This is a genomic window from Pseudothermotoga sp., assembly GCF_031962025.1.
Classification (GTDB): domain Bacteria; phylum Thermotogota; class Thermotogae; order Thermotogales; family DSM-5069; genus Pseudothermotoga_B.
This window is the reverse complement of record NZ_JAVRKW010000011.1, coordinates 24171-41515: the sequence shown is the minus strand read 5'-3', so window position 1 is coordinate 41515 and position 17345 is coordinate 24171. Positions and strand designations below refer to the sequence as shown.

The 17345-nt window shown below is 42.1% G+C and carries 18 protein-coding genes, 1 tRNA gene and 1 pseudogene; 2 read left to right on the top strand and 18 right to left on the bottom strand.

Going from position 1 to position 17345, the window contains the following annotated elements:
- Positions 1–14 precede the first annotated feature (14 nt).
- The 17 genes and pseudogenes from AC4E92_RS08300 to AC4E92_RS08220 all read right to left on the bottom strand — a co-directional run bounded on the left by AC4E92_RS08300 (position 15) and on the right by AC4E92_RS08220 (position 13761).
- On the bottom strand, positions 15–1025 hold the full coding sequence (locus AC4E92_RS08300) for an ABC transporter permease (RefSeq protein ID WP_490240121.1): 1011 nt from the start codon (positions 1023–1025) through the stop codon (positions 15–17).
- Positions 1022–2488 carry a sugar ABC transporter ATP-binding protein gene (locus AC4E92_RS08295; RefSeq protein WP_490240120.1) on the bottom strand — a complete coding sequence of 489 codons (1467 nt, stop codon included), beginning with the start codon at positions 2486–2488 and terminating at the stop codon, positions 1022–1024. The genes AC4E92_RS08300 and AC4E92_RS08295 overlap by 4 nt, the downstream gene beginning before the upstream one ends.
- A 66-nt stretch (positions 2489–2554) precedes the next feature.
- Positions 2555–3601, bottom strand: a complete 1047-nt coding sequence (locus tag AC4E92_RS08290) for a sugar ABC transporter substrate-binding protein (protein WP_490240119.1) — start codon at positions 3599–3601, stop codon at positions 2555–2557.
- A 273-nt stretch (positions 3602–3874) separates the two neighbouring features.
- Positions 3875–4363 carry a DUF5317 domain-containing protein gene (locus AC4E92_RS08285; RefSeq protein ID WP_490240118.1) on the bottom strand — a complete coding sequence of 163 codons (489 nt, stop codon included), beginning with the start codon at positions 4361–4363 and terminating at the stop codon, positions 3875–3877.
- Between the two features lies 1 nt (position 4364).
- Positions 4365–5210: a pantoate--beta-alanine ligase gene (panC, locus tag AC4E92_RS08280; RefSeq protein WP_490240117.1), complete on the bottom strand. Its 846-nt coding sequence runs from the start codon at positions 5208–5210 to the stop codon at positions 4365–4367.
- 15 nt (positions 5211–5225) lie between these two features.
- Positions 5226–5315: transfer RNA gene (locus tag AC4E92_RS08275), tRNA-Ser, on the bottom strand.
- A 29-nt stretch (positions 5316–5344) separates the two neighbouring features.
- A complete protein-coding gene (locus AC4E92_RS08270; RefSeq protein ID WP_490240116.1) occupies positions 5345–5869 on the bottom strand; it encodes a hypothetical protein in 525 nt (174 codons plus the stop codon).
- An 8-nt stretch (positions 5870–5877) separates the two neighbouring features.
- Complete coding sequence (gene kdd / locus AC4E92_RS08265; RefSeq protein ID WP_490240115.1) at positions 5878–6909, bottom strand: L-erythro-3,5-diaminohexanoate dehydrogenase; 1032 nt, start codon at positions 6907–6909, stop codon at positions 5878–5880.
- A gap of 43 nt (positions 6910–6952) precedes the next feature.
- Positions 6953–8209 (bottom strand): ABC transporter substrate-binding protein, encoded by a 1257-nt coding sequence (locus AC4E92_RS08260; RefSeq protein WP_490240114.1) that lies wholly within the window; start codon positions 8207–8209, stop codon positions 6953–6955.
- Positions 8206–8805 (bottom strand): dephospho-CoA kinase, encoded by a 600-nt coding sequence (gene coaE / locus AC4E92_RS08255; protein ID WP_490240113.1) that lies wholly within the window; start codon positions 8803–8805, stop codon positions 8206–8208. Before coaE ends, AC4E92_RS08260 begins: the two co-directional genes overlap by 4 nt.
- Positions 8802–9035: a hypothetical protein gene (locus AC4E92_RS08250; protein ID WP_490240112.1), complete on the bottom strand. Its 234-nt coding sequence runs from the start codon at positions 9033–9035 to the stop codon at positions 8802–8804. The genes coaE and AC4E92_RS08250 overlap by 4 nt, the downstream gene beginning before the upstream one ends.
- Positions 9032–10387: a glucose-6-phosphate isomerase gene (locus AC4E92_RS08245; RefSeq protein WP_490240111.1), complete on the bottom strand. Its 1356-nt coding sequence runs from the start codon at positions 10385–10387 to the stop codon at positions 9032–9034. Before AC4E92_RS08245 ends, AC4E92_RS08250 begins: the two co-directional genes overlap by 4 nt.
- Before the next feature lie 14 nt (positions 10388–10401).
- Entirely contained in the window at positions 10402–10914 is a 513-nt protein-coding gene (locus tag AC4E92_RS08240; RefSeq protein ID WP_490240110.1) for an adenine phosphoribosyltransferase, read from the bottom strand.
- Between the two features lie 110 nt (positions 10915–11024).
- Positions 11025–11225, bottom strand: coding sequence for a 50S ribosomal protein L28 (gene rpmB / locus AC4E92_RS08235; RefSeq protein WP_490240109.1), 201 nt, complete (start codon positions 11223–11225; stop codon positions 11025–11027).
- Between the two features lie 57 nt (positions 11226–11282).
- A complete protein-coding gene (rnhB, locus tag AC4E92_RS08230) occupies positions 11283–11966 on the bottom strand; it encodes a ribonuclease HII (RefSeq protein ID WP_490240108.1) in 684 nt (227 codons plus the stop codon).
- Positions 11967–12107: 141 nt separating this feature from the next.
- Positions 12108–13167: pseudogene (locus tag AC4E92_RS08225) on the bottom strand (RNA-guided endonuclease InsQ/TnpB family protein).
- A 123-nt stretch (positions 13168–13290) separates the two neighbouring features.
- Complete coding sequence (locus AC4E92_RS08220) at positions 13291–13761, bottom strand: ATP-grasp domain-containing protein (protein WP_490240107.1); 471 nt, start codon at positions 13759–13761, stop codon at positions 13291–13293.
- Positions 13762–13874: 113 nt separating this feature from the next.
- Here AC4E92_RS08220 and AC4E92_RS08215 point away from each other — a divergent pair, with 113 nt between their 5' ends.
- Both AC4E92_RS08215 and folP read left to right on the top strand, forming a co-directional pair.
- Positions 13875–14381 carry an NUDIX hydrolase gene (locus AC4E92_RS08215; RefSeq protein WP_490240106.1) on the top strand — a complete coding sequence of 169 codons (507 nt, stop codon included), beginning with the start codon at positions 13875–13877 and terminating at the stop codon, positions 14379–14381.
- Complete coding sequence (gene folP, locus AC4E92_RS08210; protein ID WP_490240105.1) at positions 14378–15574, top strand: dihydropteroate synthase; 1197 nt, start codon at positions 14378–14380, stop codon at positions 15572–15574. The genes AC4E92_RS08215 and folP overlap by 4 nt, the downstream gene beginning before the upstream one ends.
- Positions 15575–15581: 7 nt before the next feature.
- Here folP and AC4E92_RS08205 read toward each other — a convergent pair whose 3' ends face one another.
- The gene (locus tag AC4E92_RS08205) at positions 15582–17324 is read right to left on the bottom strand and encodes an ABC-F family ATP-binding cassette domain-containing protein (protein WP_490240104.1); all 1743 of its coding nucleotides are present in this window, start codon (positions 17322–17324) and stop codon (positions 15582–15584) included.
- Positions 17325–17345 lie beyond the last annotated feature (21 nt).

Sequence of the window (17345 nt, the reverse complement as noted above, 5' to 3'; positions counted from 1 at the left end):
TTCAACCTCCTCAATCAACGCGATTCTTTGCGTATGGCAAAACTAATTCCCAGTGCAGAAACCAGAACGAGTCCTTTGATGAAATCCTGTATGTACCAGGGCGTGTTTAACATGGTAAGGCCATTTAACATAACTCCAACGAAAACTGCTCCCAGGAATGTTCCCCAGACGTTGGGTCTTCTGACACCGAGTACCGCAAAACCAAAATATGTTGACGCAACCGCATCCAGAAGATAAGGATCTCCCGCTTTGACTGCACCTGAACCAATACGTGAGGCAAGGACAAGACCTCCAAGGGTTGCGAGCAAAGCACTTATCACGTAAGCGGCTGTTCTGTACTTTTTCACCGGTATACCTGCTAACCTTGCGGCTTCGATGTTTCCACCAACTGCATAAAAAGCCCTGCCAAATCTGGTGAATTCAAGCAAGAACCAGGTGATCAGTACTACAAACAGCATTATGATGACCGGTACGGGTATACCTCGAAAATTTTCGGTTTTGAACACAAAACCTTGTCCTATTGTCAAAAATTCCTTAGGTATGAATCCTTTCGTAACCTGGCGCATGGGATCCCAAGGATTTGTCATACCTCTGTATACTGCATCTCCTTTTGTGATCCACATCTGTAAACCCTGCACTAAATACAATGTCCCAAGTGTGGCAAGCAAATCTGGTATTCTCAATTTCAAAATAAGAAATGAGTTTAGTAATCCGATACCAATACCAGCTAATAACGAGCTAATTATTGCTATGTACCATGGAATCTGCCAGATGACCATCAAAGCAGTAGAAAATATCACAGCTAATCCTGTTACAGCTCCCACAGATACATCCATACCATTGACAACCACTGAGAAGGTCACACCTATAGCCACGATGGTTAAAATTGAGACAGCCCTTAGGATGTCAAAGAAATTGTCTAAGCTGAAAAAAGATCTCGTACTCAGCGAAAAGAAAACTATTAAAACAACCAGGGCAGTTATTACACCATATTTGAGAAGAAAATTTGTCATCTTATCTTTCACGGTTTCACCCCCGCTGCATAGCTCATTATCACTTTTGGATCTGCATTTTGAGAGGTTAATTCTGCCACAATTTTTCCGTCTCTCATGACCAATATCCTGTCGGCTATTCCAGCAGCTTCATTTATTTCGCTGGTAGCAAGAACCACGGCAGATTCTTTTGCAACTTGCATGATAAGTTGATATATCTCTTTTTTTGCTCCTACATCAACGCCTTGAGTTGGTTCATCAAGCAAAAGCACTTTTGGTCTACCTCCAAGCCATCTGCTGACGACTATTTTTTGCTGGTTTCCTCCGGAGAAATACTGCACCTGCCGTTCGACATCAAAGGGTACCAGTCGAACTTTTTCAGCTAAGTTCTTAGCGTGATTGCATTCGTTCTTTTTGAGTATTCTGCCTAAGAATCCGCAGAAGTTCTCCAGAAATGGTATAGTTATATTTTCTCTTGCAGATTTTTCAAGAATCAGTCCTTCTTTCCTTCTTTCTTCTGGAACAAGATATATACCGTTTCTGATAGCATCAACTGGGCTTTTAATTCTTATTCGATTGTTATCTACAAAAATTTTTCCTTCATCAGCGCACAGAGCACCAAAAATTGCTTTTAATGTTTCTGTTTTTCCAGCACCTGTCAAACCCGTGATAGCCAGTATTTCACCTTTTTTTACCCCAAAAGTTATACCTTTAACTCTGTTCTTCCATTTGAGATTTTCTACTCTCATGATTTCTTCTCCAAATTGTCTTTGCTCTTTTTTGGGGAAAAGATTTTCTTGAGGTGAATCGAGCATCGCTTCGACTATTTTTGAAAGATGTGGTACATGGTCAAAATATGCCGCTTTTCTGCCATTTCTGAGAACAGTGACTTCATCTGCCACAATTTGGATTTCATCCAGCCTCTGGCTTATATACAAAATTCCAACATCATGCATTTTTAACTTTTCCACAATGTTGAAGAGCTTTTCTGCCTCAATCAAACTCAAAGAAGATGTTGGCTCGTCCAGAATGAGAAATTTGACTTTGTGCAACAAAGCCCTTGCTATTACAAGCTGCTGCTTTTCGTGCAAAGATAGATTCTCGACTTTTTCAAGGGCTGGTATGGGAAAGCCTATATCTCTAAGGTCTTTTTCGGCCCTCTTTCTAAGATCTTTCATAGAGATAATCGTACTAGAATTGGTGAAATTCTCAAGATATAGATTTTCAGCTACTGTGAGAGTTGGGACTAATTGAGTATCCACTTCTTGATGAACCACTTCTATTCCATTGTAAAGAGCATCAAACGGCGTTTTTAAAATTACTTCTCGATCATCTATTTTAACCAAGCCGTCATAATTGTCGTAATACCCAGTCAGGATCTTAACCAGTGTACTTTTTCCAGCACCATTTGCCCCAACAAGTGCATGTACTTTACCCGACTTGATTTCTATATCAACATTATCGAGTGCCAAAACACCGGGGAACTTTTTGCTCAATCCGCTTCCTTTCAGTACAGCCATATTAAGGAAGGCAGGGCGCAGAACCCTGCCCAGTCCTCCTTTCTATTTCTTGTTTTTCTCAATCAAAGCCTTTATCCAATCAGGCCAAACAAGATTGCTCTCGCCCATTTCTGGCAATGCTTTTACAAGTTCGTCCATGTTTGTTATGTTGTTGTTGAGGAGAAATTGCTTTGTAATCAACTGTGGCTCTACTAATAAATATTTGGGTAATTTTTCTCCACCAACGAGAGCCGCCGCAGCCCTTACTGCAAGTCGACCAACTGCGTAAGAATCTGTCCCAACAGTCGCAACCCACGGACTATTTTGCTGAATCATCATTTGAATGTCTTCTGTGGTGACATCCACTGAGTAAACTTTGAATTTATCACTTTTACCTGCTTGCATTATTGCCCTTACTGCACCTTTTGCAAATTCATCCCACATGGCAAGCACTGCATTTGCTTCAGGTTTTTCTTTCATAGCTGCTTCCATTCTTGTTTGAGTGTCAGCAGCAGTTGATCCTGTAACTGCACCTATCTTTGCAACTTCTTTGACTCCAGGGAAGCGCCATTTGATTATCTGCCACATTTTGTCTCTTTTGTCCAAGGGGGCAAATCCACCTACATTAACATAAATGACGTTAGCATTTCCTGCAAAGTCAACAGCCAATTGTTTGCTTATCAAATAGCCAATCAATAAATCATCCTGTTCGATTTCAGGTACTCTGTCATCGTCAACAACCAGATCAAAGGTTACTACCTTGATTCCTCTGTCCAGAGCTTCCTTGATTTTTGGCATAAGTGGATCAGGTCTTCCGTGGTCGATTATGATTGCGTCAACTTTTTGGGCAATGAAATTTTCGACCATGGTAACCATCTTTGCCATATCTCCCTGAGCAGTTGCCTCCAGAAGAGTCACACCGAGTTCTCTTGCCATTGACTGAGCACCAGCAAGGTAGCGTTCAAAGAAACTGCCCTCTCCCACTTCTCTTACCAGAGCTATTCGTACATTTTTGGGGTTTTCAAATTTTTTGGGAAGCTGTGTTTGTGCGAAGATCGAGATAACCACGAGTGATGTTAAGAGAAATACCAGTACTTTTGAACTTTTCATAAAAATACACCTCCACAGAGGATAGTTTTGTGCACATTTGTGCGATCATGCACATTTGTGCAAAATAAGTATAGCATAAAACTTTTCTGATGCAACACCTCATCTTGAATTAGCTGAAAAGCTTTGAAATTCTTATCTGGCTACACTTTTAGGGGCATTTTACCTTTGCAATTTCTATTCTTTAATTGTTACAAAAGTATCTATATAATATTGGGAATAAAAACGCACCTTTGTTGCCATAGGATGAAGTATGTTCCAGAGGATTACGAAGAATTATTGTTCAATCTTCTGGGAAGTTAAAAAGAACATGAATACACCTGTGTATATGAGGATATCTCCGGGGCTTATGAGAAATTTTCTGAACCACGGAAGGACAACGGGTATCCAGTCTCCGAGAATGAGTTTTTCAGAAAAAGAGGAAACGAATGTGTGCTTGACTGTCAGATCAAGTCCGAGCATTCTGGCTAAAGGTTCATAAACAGGCATTTTTCCATTGTTGAGAAGTATCACAGATACGTTCATTGCTGAACCGACTGCCATGAGTTTAAAGCCGCTGATTTTCCAGTTCAATATGAGTACGACAAAAAGTAATCCATAGGAAATTGCCATCAGAAAACCTCTTTGCTGAAAAGGAAGTATCTGTATAATAAAAGGAACGGGAAACAGATAAGTTGCTCTGACTTTGAGTTTGTCAAGATGAAAGATTCTTTTTCTCAAAATGAGTGAGAGTAAAAGTGCTATTGTGAAAACATCTAATATCAAATTATTTTTCTCCCAGAATAGTATTATCGATCAGGCGAGCTTTTCCAACCCATGCTGCAATCGCAACAATGACCTTTCCTTCGATTTTTTCAACAGGTTCAAGGGTTTCTTCATCGACTATTTCCACGTAGTCTATCTTTATTTTGTCGAAAGAAGACAGATATTGTACCATCTCTTCTTTCATTTTTTCAGCGCTTCTTTCACCGGATTTGTAGAGATTTTCCACCATCTTCAGAGATTTGTTCAATGCGAGTGCCTGATTTCTTTCTTCAGTTGATAGATAAACATTTCTCGAGCTCATGGCAAGACCGTCTGATTCTCTCACAATCGGGCATTCTATTACTTCCACATCCATGTTCAGATCTCTAACCATCCTTCTTATTATGCGGAACTGCTGTGCGTCTTTCTGTCCAAAATAAGCTCTGTGGGGTTTTACTATGTTGAACAGCTTTGTAACAACCGTGCAGACGCCTCTGAAGTGCCCGGGTCTTGATCTGCCGCACAGGTATCTGGACAGGCTTTCTTCATTGACGTATGTTGAGTAGTTTTTTGGATACATCTCTTCAACTTCTGGTATGAAAACAAAATCCACGCCTTCTTTTTCAAGCATTGAAAGATCCCTTTTGAGATCTCTCGGGTAGGAGTTGTAATCTTCATTTGGACCAAACTGTGTTGGATTGACGAATATGCTGACGATGGTTATATCATTTTCTTTTTTTGAACGCCTGACCAGAGAAACGTGTCCTTCGTGCAGATAACCCATTGTTGGAACAAAGCCTATGGTTTTTTCTTTTCTCAATTCTGAGGATATTTTCTTCATTTGATCTATGCTTTTGACAACCGTCATCGTTCCACCCCACTCTGGCGGAGGCGGTGGGACTCGAACCCACAAGGGCTTAAAAAGCCCACCGATTTTCGAGACCGGCTCCTTAGCCAATTCGGACACGCCTCCGCTTTACCTTCATTATACCCATTAGACGCTTAAAAATCAATCAAAGAACTTGTTTGTACTTTTACGGTGTAGTTTCTCTCAACGCTGAAATGTCTTTTTGCATATTCCTGCACGATTTTCTCAGCCAGCTTTTGTTGATTGATCTGTTTTATATCTGAATATTTTGTTATACATATAACGCTGTCCCCAAGTTCTATCATGGGAAAATCTTCTTCCAGACTGTCAAGCCAGATCAATGTTGCAAGATGCTTTGAAAAGTTTTTTGTGAATGAAAGTTCTTCGAGCAAACCGGTTTGGGAAAAATCAGCGCCTGATTCTGTGAGTGTGTCGATGGCATTTTCTCCGTGCAGGGCTATCAAAGCTACAAGAGATGGGAAGTTTTTTTCATCCTCGATTGTGTAAACTGCTACGTTAATGCTTCCAAAATATTCGTTATTTCCGATTTTCAGAGTCAGTGACAGATCTTTTTCCAGATTCTGTATGGTCTCGTAGAGTTTTATAGCTTCCTGACTGTCGTGAAAATAATCTATTGTGAAATCATCGATATGTCTCATTTTTCACCTCATCCGTACCTTTTGAGAAACAGTTCATAGAGTTTTTTGTTTTCTCTTACGATCTCCAAAGCGAATTTTGCGTGATCTTTTGCATAGCCATTCCCGATTATCATATCCACGTCCTTGCCTATACCTTCTGCACCGAGAGCCGCCTTTGTGAAACTGGTTGCCATGGAGAAAAAGTAAACCTTTCCGCGTTCTTTACAGCACATCACAGAAGCCATTTCCGTATCAGGAACATTCACAACGTTTATGACAACATCGGCAAGTTCGCCGCCATTCAATTCGATGAATTTCTGATAAGTTCCGACTGCATCTTGAGCGTCCGCAACCATGATTTTATCGACTACTCCAAGACTTTCAAGCTCTGCCACAGATCTTTCTGAATGAACCAGACCGATCACTTTACCGGTGGGTCCAGCGTATTTTTTTGCCACATAACAGCAGAGCACTCCTGATTTTCCCGCCGCGCCGATTACCAAGACAGTATCTCCGGGTGAGACAAGTCTTGCGGTCTGTATTGGAGCACCTGCCACATCCAGGATGGCTAACGCCACTGCTTCTGGCATGTCCTGAGGCAGTTTTGCAAAAACTCCTGTTTCAAACAGTATGGCTTCGGCTTCGACGTCAACCTGCTCTTTATCCAGATGAACTTTTGTGATTTTTTTCAAATTCAAAGGTGTCAGGCTCAATGAGACAAGTGTTGCGATCTTATCTCCCTCTTTTGCGTCTATTTTCAGATCTTTCCCGATCTTTTTGATCTTTCCTATCAGCATTCCTCCGGAACCTGTTACTGGATTGTGCATCTTACCGCGTTCTTTGACTATCTGCATGATTTTTTCTGCCACTTTCGATTCGTCTTTTCCAACCTCATTTTTGATCTGCGTGAACGAAGCAGCGTCTATGTTGAGCTTGATAACGTCTATGAGTATTTCGTTGTCGTATATTTTTGAGGTGTCGTTGTCGATCTTCCAGGCTGGCTGAGGTAATTTTCCCTTTGGTTCTATCACCCTGTGAAGTCCAAATGGATCTCCGCGCACAAGATCACCTCCAGATGAAAAAGGGGCTGAGCGCCCCCTTTTATCACAGTCCTTCTTTCTGCAATAATATTGCAATTTCCTGCTCAGCCCATTTCAGTCCTTCATCTATGGTTTTTTTGCCGAATAAGACGTCGTTGACCATATTGCCCACGATTGTTCTAATCTCTGCCCAGACGCCAAGCTGAGGATCAAAAACGCCGTTTGGCAACTGCTGAAGTGGAACTTCTGCGGCAGGATCCTGCGCCACAAATTTTTTCCAAATCTGGGTTTCAGTTGCGCTCTTTCTGACCGGTAGATATCCTGTTTTGGTCGCCCAGTATGCTGTTATCTCTGGAGAGACGAGAAATTTCATGAATTCCCATGCGGCTTTCTTTTCTTCGTCTTTTGCAGTGCTGAACATAATCACGTCAGTACCTGCAAAGAGCGCATTCTGGGTTTTCCAGACTGGAAGTGGAGCCCAGCTCCATCCGTGCTTGCCTGCTGATGAGCTTGCCACATAAGGTTTGCTTGCAACGGTCTCTATGAACATGGCAATTTTACCTTCGCCGAATGGACCGTCAAGATATCCACCCTGCACCAGCGCGTATTTGTCTTTCAGATCAAGCATGAATTGTAAAACTTCTCTTGATTCTTCACTGTTGATTGTGATTTTCCACTTTCCATCTGAATCTTTTTTGAGTATATTTCCACCATTCAGAGCCAGAAAGACCTGGAAGTGATCAACTGTGGAACGGAATCCAAAACCGTACTGATCGATCGTTCCATCGCCGTTGAAGTCCTCGGTCATGAGTATAGCTGCCCTTTTCAGCTCACCGATTGTTTCTGGTATTTTCAAACCAGCCAGCGTTAAAGCATCTGTGTTCACGTAAAGAACGTAGATGCTTTTGTTAAACGGCAGTGCATAGACGGTTTTATCCCATGTGCAGTTGAGTCTCATTGGTTCCCATATATCGAGCCACTCAGCGGATGTGAAACCGATCTTTGGGTCTGTGATGAATTTGTTCAGAGGTTCAACGATACCGGAGTAAATCAGCTTTGCCGTCCAGTTTGAATAAGCCTGTGAAATCGTTGGGAGCCCTCCAGCCTGAGCCGCGGCAAGTAACTTTTGCTGCAGTGTGTTGTAGTTTCCAATGTAAACTGCCTCGACTTCGATATCCGGGTGCTGCTGGTTGAAGAAATTGACTATTTCCTGAAGTGTCTGCCCGTGTCCACCACCCATGGCATGCCAGAATGTAACCTTGACCTTGGCAAAACTCAGAGTTACCGCAACAAGCAACAAAACCAGAACAAATTTTTTCATACCTGCACCTCCCCTGACAGTTGTTGCATTTTTGATTTTATCACCTTGTTGTAAAAGTTTTTTATTTTCTCACGCAAAGACGAAGGATCTGAGTCGTTGACGATGACATAATCTGAGCTTTTAATATCCTGCTGGCAAGACAGTCTCTGATAGATTTCATCTTCGTTTAAACCCTTGTGTTTGAGCCTTTCGATGATTTTTTCTAAAGGAGCCACAACGTTTATGACAAAATCGCACAGTTCGTCTAATTTGAGCCTGTGCAAAATAGCAGCATCTATTATTATAAGTCCATCAAGAGCGCCAAGTTCCTTTTTGATCTTTTCTCTCATCTTTGGATGAACAATTTGTTCCAAAGCGGCTAAGTTCTCAGGATCTGAGAAGACTACCGAAGCCAATTTTTTGCGATCAACATCTGAGCCGTTGAAGATTTTTTCACCAAAAGCTTTTTTCAGCTCATCTTTCACAGCCTGTTCCTGCAAAATTTCGTGCCCGATTTTATCGACATCTATTATGTGGGCACCGAGTTCTTCAAAGATTCGAGCAACGGTGCTCTTCCCACTGCCCATCTTTCCGGTCAAGCCGATGACCAATTTCAATATAGCCTTTCCCCTTTTTCCCGTAAGAGATCTTCAAAGCTCTTGTACTCTTCTTTTGTTAAAACAACGACAGCTATATCTTCACCGGCTTTCTGGTAAAGTTCAGACATCTTTTTGTTCATGTCTTTCGTCTCGCTGGTCACGACGATGTACACATCATCCCCAAACGGACTTTCCTTGAGAAAATAGACCATCAACGGCTGAAATATTTTTACGATGTGTTCTGTCAATCTATCACGACCTTCTTAACCGGTTCGGGAAATTTCAGCACTTCAAAACCTTTTCTACCCATCAGAGAGTACGTGATTTTTTTGCCAAGCTCTACTCCCGGCTGGTCGTATGGGTTAATCGCCAGAAGATCTCCCATGAGTGCTGTGGTGAACTCATAATACATGAAGAATTGACCTATATCGTATGCGTTTATTGTTGGAAAGATGACGCGCATGCTCGGTCTGCCATTAGAAGCCAGTGCTCTTTCTGTGCCGGTCAGTTCACTTTTCAACAATTCTGCGAGTTTCTTTCCTCCCAGATAAGAAATTTCATCATTTTCGTGGATGGCAGGGATCAGTATGTCTCTGTCAAATTTTTCGACTTCAAGAAATGTCACGGTCTTGTCGTCCGGACCTTCGTTGTACAGTTGAATCTGAGAATGCTGATCAACCACACCAAGCGCTTTTATGGGTGTAAGACCTTCGTTGACTATCTGCCCATCTAAGGAATATTTCTTTCCAAGACTTTCTGCCCAAAGCTGTCTGAACCAGTCAGCGAGTGAAAATAGTCTGTTGGAATAAGGCATCATCACGCTGATGTTTCTGCCTTTTTTCTTGTGCAAATAATGACACGCAGCCATCATAGCTGCCGGATTTTTTTCTATGTTCAGGTCTGCACATTTGAGATAAGCGTCTTTTGCACCATCTATCAGCGCTTTTATGTCCACACCACAAGCCATTGCCGGCAAAAGCCCCACAGGTGAAAGCACGCTGAATCTGCCGCCAAGGTCCTGCGGGATATCCAGAGCCGGTATTTTTTCATTTTTGGCTATCTGCCGCAGCAAACCTTTTTTCGGATCTGTTGTGAATATCATGTGTTCGGCTGGATTCAATCCCCTTATCTGGAGTAAGCCCCGTACTACCTGATAATGCGCAAGACATTCAGCCGTAGAACCTGATTTTGATATCACATTGAAAAGGGTTTCTCGCGGGTCGATTTCATCGAGAACCGCCGCTGCCTGATCCGGATCGACATTTTCCAGAAAGAATATTCTAAGATAGCCACTTCTTTCTTGCTTGGTCAGATAATTCCAGTCTGGTGGTGTCAGTGCATTCGCGAGTGCCACAGCTCCCAGGCTCGATCCGCCTATACCTATAACGACCAGATTGTTGAAGGACAATACCCACTGCCTTATATCTTCGACTGAGTCCATATAGCTCCTGTCGAAAATGACATTGACAAATCCGGGTCTGCTTTTGATGGTTTTTTCAACAGACTTTGTGACCTGCTCTTTCATAGAAGCGAATTCTTCATCGTTTATACCGCCTTTTGTGTTCGGTTCAAACATAAAACTGAAGTCGAACCGAAGCATGTTATTACCCCCTCTCAGTAAGAGATAACCGTTTTTACGGGGTACTCAGCCAACTTCTTTCTTGGATCAAGGTATGTCAGTTCTATCAAAAAACACATGCCCACAACATCTCCACCGGCTCTTTTGACAAGCCTTGCAATTGCACTGGCTGTACCGCCGGTGGCTAAAACGTCATCCACGACTATTACTCTCTGTCCTTTTTCAATGGCATCTGAGTGCATCTGAAGCTGTGCCGTACCATATTCAAGATCGTATTCGATGGAAGTTGTTTCATACGGCAGTTTTCCAGGTTTTCTGATGGGTACAAAACCTTTTTGCAGTTTATACGCGAGTGCCGCACCGAAGATAAAACCTCTTGCTTCGGGAGAGACGATCAGGTCAAAGTCCCAGTCGAGAATGGTTTTTGCCATTTCGTCAACTGCCGTGTGAAAGGCTTTTGGGTTTTTGAGAAGAGGTGTGACATCTCTGAAGATAATACCTTCAATGGGAAAATCCGGGATATCTCTTATAAAACTTTTCAGATCCATTTTTTCACCATCCTTTTTTTAGAAAAATCACACAGGTACATTTTAGCAAACAAGAAGGTAATTTTTCAACGAAAGGGAAAGAAAATGAAAAGCGCGGATGGCTCCGCGCGTTATACTGTTGCTACCTTTCGAACTTTGCCTGCTTTCAGGCATTTTGTACAGACTTTCATCGTTTTGATGCTTCCGTCTTCCATCACGACTCGAACCTTTTGAAGGTTTGGTCTGAACATCCTTGGAGTATGTCTGTTAGAATGGCTCACATTCTTGCCGGCTACAGGTTCTTTACCACATATCTCACATCTTTTTGCCATTTCGCATACCCCTTTCTTGATCCATCCAGTTAATATTATCAGAACCGTTAAATAATTTCAAGCTTTTTTATCCACCAAGGCAATTTTTTCCAGTAAGATTTTTTTTCTTAAAGAATCTGGATGTGCTGAGAAAAGTTTTTCAACAAGTTCGACGCTGAGCAATGACAGAACCGGTGAAAAAGTGAGACGATGAAAAACAGTTGGACCAAGGAGCTTTAGCCGGCAAATATGTTGTTTTGTTGCATAACCCTTGTGCTCTGAAAATCCATAACCAAGATAGACTCTGTCATAGGCTTTCATTATCCTGTCACGCACCACTTTTGCAACGATCGAAGCCGCCGCTATTGAAGCGCTCTTTGCATCACCTTTGACGATACAGGTGCCCTGCATGGAGAGCCTTAAGTATTTTCCATCGATCAGCACAAAGCCATCCTGATTCAGCATCTTCAGAGCTCTGTTCATTGCCAGCTTTGTTGCATTCAAGATGTTGTACACATCGATTTCCTCAACTGAAGCAAGTCCTATTCCAACCTTGGAAGTTTCCAGTATTTTTTTGAAAAGTCTTTCGCGCTGTTTTGCTGTGAGCTGTTTTGAATCAAAGACATCGATCTTTTCCTGAAGTATAACTGCTGCTGCAACAACAGGACCAGCGAGACATCCTCTTCCCGCTTCATCGACACCTATTATGTTTTTGAAGGTTTTTTTGTAGAAATCGTCGAATTCGAAAAGTTCATCTCTCATGATTTAGAGCATCGTCGAGTATTTTCAAAATGAGTTTATCGTAAGAATACCCGGCCGCCTCTGCCATTTTTATGATATCAGAATAATTCGGTTTGACCTCCTCCCAATCCCCTAAAGGGGATAGGATTCTTGGCAGCTCGTTCAGGCTGCCTTCCATGGAGCAGTAGATGCTCCATAGCCACGGAGGTGTGGGTTGAATCTCACACCTCTGGCGGGTGCCAAGCCCGCTACTACCTGGGAATTCCCAGGATACCTTTTCCAGATGTTTATTGCCCCTACTCCGTCCCTGTGGTACTCAAACCCGCACTTGCTGCATCTGTAGTTTCGACCATTCGGGTGATTCCTACTTCTACACACAGGACATTCCTTGCTTGTGTATGCTTCAGAAACAAGTTTTACCTCAATCCCGAACCGCTCTGCCTTGTAGGTTATCATCTCAATCATCTTCCTGTAGCACCACTGATGAAGCTTCTGATTGAAGTTGTCGTTTCCTTCTGCGTCCTCTCTAATGTTTGTAACGTCTCCTATCACAACGGTGTTGACTCCTTTTTGCAAGCACAGTCCAATGAAATTGCTTGTTGTCTTGTGCAGTATGTCTTTGATCTGATTTCCAATCTTCCTCAGCACCATTCTTTTTGCTATCGAAAGTTTTCTGTATCTTCTTGAGCCTTTTTTGCAACAACTCATGGCTCTTTGAAGATCTGCCACCCTCCTGTTTCGGTATCTGAGCACGCTGTTTAGAACTCCTCCGTGGTATGAGATCACTTCAGAGCCGTCAAAACAGGTTATGGGGCGGAGTATCCCAAGGTCAACCGCCATGATGCCGGTTCCGTGTTCCATCGGGTAAGAGTTTTACTGCGGTGTTTTTCCAGATAAACGGCATGAACCTTTTTCTCTTGTACGGAGGCTTTAGGTCTGGATTTTCTTTACTTGCTTTGAGGTAGCTGTAAAGTGATTGAAAGTACTGCTGAACCATGGCCTGTTTTGAGTGGGTGTGGATGTTGATATCAGTAGACCATCGCAGGATGTACTTTTGTGCTGCATTCTCTGAGAGCCAGAAGTTCTTCTTTTGTTTTATCTTCTTGACCAGAGACAAGGTTTTGTTGTAGATTCTTGCTGCTGTCTTGTTCAGTTCAGAGCACAGAGGATATAAGTCTCTCGGAACAGGAACTTTATAGGTTCTGACTGTACATCTTGGCATTCTTCGATGTACCTCCTGATGGTTTCTTCTGAAACAGTTCATGCCGAATCTACATAGTATGTTCTACTCTCCATATACAATGGTAGCACAGTTTAAATAATTAACCGACCCCTTACCTTTCCCCTAAAGAAGAAGGGCTTGCGGGACTGGTTTTTCTGTCAACATGGGAAGAGAATTAACTTCAAGAAAATATATGTGATTTTCCTTGACTCTCAGATCTATTCTCGCGTAATTTCTAAGACCCAGAATTTTGAATGCCTTCAAGGCGTAGTCTATGATTTTTCTTTGCAGATCCTCATTGATCTGCGCGGGGCATATATATCGTGTATAACTGCCGTAACTGTGTTTGACTCTGTAGGAGTAAAACCTCTCCAGTCCATCCGGCAGTGTAGAAAAATCTATTTCCAAAATTGGCAGAACCTCACCTGCCAGTATACCCACACTGAACTCTCTTCCATCTATGAATTGCTCCACGAGCGCCGCCTGCCGTTCTGCCCGGATTGTGGCAAAATCCCCCTTTGGTCGGGTAAAATACGCAGGAATTTGAGAGTTGAAGAAAATCAGTTTTGCTATAATTTTATCACCATATTTCAAATATGTCAAGTTACTATTATTTAGTCTGATTCAGCTTTTGTATTAATATAACTGTATTATAGTCAGTTTTAAAAACGTACCACCTGCTCTGAACATATATAATTCAAATTGAGGTGAACAAGATCAACGAATCGGCTGTTTGTGTACCGGTTATTTTCATCGAAAAAGAGCCTTATCTGATTCTCATAAGAAGATCTCGAAAGCTCAGGCGCCACCCGGGGCAGGTGGGATTCCCCGGTGGTTTCATCGAAAAAGGTGAAAGCGCACTGCAAGCAGCCATAAGAGAGACACAGGAAGAAATAGGAGTCAAAGAGGACTGTCTTACCGTCCTTGGTGAGCTGTCTTGTACAGTGACAGTGGGAACTTCGGTGAAAATAATTCCTTTTCTGGCTGTCGTCAATTGCAGAGAATTTCACCTGAACAAAAGCGAGGTTGAAGAAATATACTTTGTGTCGGTTGAACTGTTCAAAAATACAAAGTGCGTTGAGGTTGTTATGCCCAATGGAAATATCACCTGCCGTTATCCTCTGCGGGAACTGGTTGTCTGGGGTGCTACTGCGAGGATAATAAACCAGTCGCTTTCGCAAATAGAAGAAATGCTGAAAGAGGTGAAAAGATGAGTGATTTTATCGTGGCAAAGGTGGAAAATCCCCTGTATTTTTTGCAAAAGGTGGGAGTTGATCCGGCTTCTATACCGATTTTTAAAAGGAAAGGGTCTTTTGTGAGCCTTTTGATCTACGATGTTCCGGTTATTGCAGCCAATGTTATTAAACAGGAAATGCTTGCTGCTGGAGCAGATGCAGCCGTTCACAGACATGCAATTACGCACAAAGTTGAAAAGACAGATGTGCTGACTATGGGCACATTGGGTCAGCACCAGAAACTGATAGAGAAGCTCTATATGATGAATTACTGGGGTTTGAGTGAAATTGCAAGACAGATCGAGGAATGTTTGTTCAAAGAACAGGTGAAGCAAATAGAACTTCCATCTGGTAAAAAACTCGTCTTTGATAGAACGCTCATCATGGGTGTGATAAATGTCACACCGGATTCTTTTTACGAAAAAAGCAGAGTTGACAAAGGTAAAATCATCGATTCGGCGGCAAGAATGATAAACGAAAAAGTTGACATCATAGATATAGGTGGAGAATCTACAAGACCCGGCTCTGACCCGGTGACAGAGCAGCAAGAACTGGATAGAGTGATCCCGGCGATCGAGCTGATCAAGAAAAACTTCGATGTGGTGGTTTCTGTGGATACTTACAAAGCCAAAGTGGCAGAGGAAGCTTTGAAAATCGGTGCGGATATAGTGAACGATATCAGCGCACTGAGATTTGATGAAAAAATGACACAGGTATTGTCAAAATACAAACCCGCCGTTGTTTTGATGCACATGAAAGGTGAGCCAAAAACAATGCAGCAAAATCCATTCTACGAAGATGTGATAAAAGAACTTTTTGTTTTCTTCAAAGAAAGGCTCAGGGTGGTTGAAGAACTCGGGCTTAGAGAAAAGACCATCATAGACCCGGGTATAGGCTTTGGAAAAAGATTGCAGGATAACCTTGAAATTTTAAAAAGGATCGAAGAGTTCAAAGCCTTCAAGGTTCCCATTCTGATTGGAGCATCCAGAAAGTCTTTCATAGGTAATCTCTTGGACGGTATACCACCTGAAGAAAGATTATACGGGACTTTAGCCGTCAGCGCTTATTGTGTGGCAAAAGGTGTTCAGATAATAAGGGTACACGATGTACTGGCTAATTCTCATGTTGCAAAGATCATTCGTCATTTGTGTGATATGAACAATTCTGTATAACGTTCATTTACAGCAATTTATTTTCCAGCTCCTTCAGGTTCTGGTTTATCTTTTCGGATTCTTCGAGTATCTGGTACAGTTTATGTTCCAGATTCTCTTTTTGTTCATTCATCTTTATGATTCTGTTATAGTCGCTGGTTGTGGAAAGTTGTTTTTCGATTTCGTCTATCTGTGATATTATCGACTCTTCAAGGTCTTTGAGCTGTTGCAGACGTGTTTTCATGCTTTTTATTTGATTTCTCAATTTCTTTTTTTCGTCAAACAGATCGTTGCCCTTTTTTGGAAGATCCTGATTTTTCTGTGCCTTGAAAAATATGGGTTCGTCGACTTCTATTAAAGAGCCGTCTTTGATGCTCAGAAATCTGTTGCAGACGTTTTTGATCAACTCAACATCATGAGAGACTATCAGTACACTTCCACTGTATTCCTTAAGAGCATTTTCAAGCGCTTCAACAGCCGAAAGATCCATGTGATTGGTTGGCTCATCCAGAATCAAAAGGTTCGGTTTTCTGAGCAAAACCTTGGCAAGTGCGAGCATCTGTCTTTCGCCGCCGCTCAGCTCTGAAACGCTTTTAAAAACATCTTCGCCTTTGAATCCAAACCTGCCCAGGTACGATCTTATTACGTAATCTGGCTGATCGAAAAGTTCTTCAAATATTTCGTCGAAAACCGTGTTCTGCGGATCGAGTTTTTCAACAAATTGATCGATATAAACCATTTTCACATTGTGCCCTATCTTCACGGTACCTGTGTAATCAACCTGGTTGGTTATGATCTTCAACAGCGTTGTCTTCCCAGAGCCGTTGGGACCGATCAGGGCTATTTTATCCTGCCAGTACATCGTAAAACTGGCGCCCTTGATCAAAGAATTGTAATGAATATCCCTGCATTCCAGCACAACATGACCGGCACTTTCCGGCAGGGGTATGTTTATGATCTTTTCCTGCTCTTGCATATATTGAGCCGGCATATTTTCAAGTTCTTCAAGCATTCTATCGAGCATTTTCTGCCTGCTCTTTGCCTGCTTAACTGCCTTATCTCTGCCCCATTTTTTGTACTGGTCTATTATTTTTTTCAGCCTTTCTATCTCTCTTTGCATGTTTGTGAACTGTCTTTTCTGCGTCTCGATGATTAGCTGTCTTTGCGTGCGGTAGCTGTCAAAATTCATATCAAATACCCACACGTGTTCGTTGTTGATCTCCCAGAATTTGTTGCAAACACTTCGCAGAAAGTCTCTATCGTGTGCTATGACTATGTAACCGCCTTTGAAGTTTTTCAGAAGGTTCTTCAAAAATTCAATGCCTTCTATGTCAAGGAAATTGGTTGGTTCATCCAGTAAAAGAAAGTCTGGTTCTTCAATGAAAAGTCTTCCAAGCTGGATTTTGGTTCTTTCCCCGCCGCTGAAAGTGGTAATTGACCTGTGCCAGTCTTTTTCATCAAAGCCAAAGCCTTTTAATATACTGCGCACATTTTTCTGCTTTTGTGGAGTATCTGCAAGCTGAGAATAATATTCAAACGGTGTCTTTGCACTGAAAGCTCTGTACTGGTCAAGATAAGCGATCCTTCCAGTGGTGATTATCTCGCCATCGTAGTCTTCAAACAAACCGGCTATGGCTTTCAAAAGAGTGCTTTTGCCACTGCCATTTTTCCCCAAAAGACCTATTCGGTCGCTATCAGTTACGGTCGCATTGAAGTCTGTAAAAAGTGTTTTTTCAGCGAAAGATATGGAAAGGTTTTTTATTATCACCATTCACAACACTCCAGACTGCAT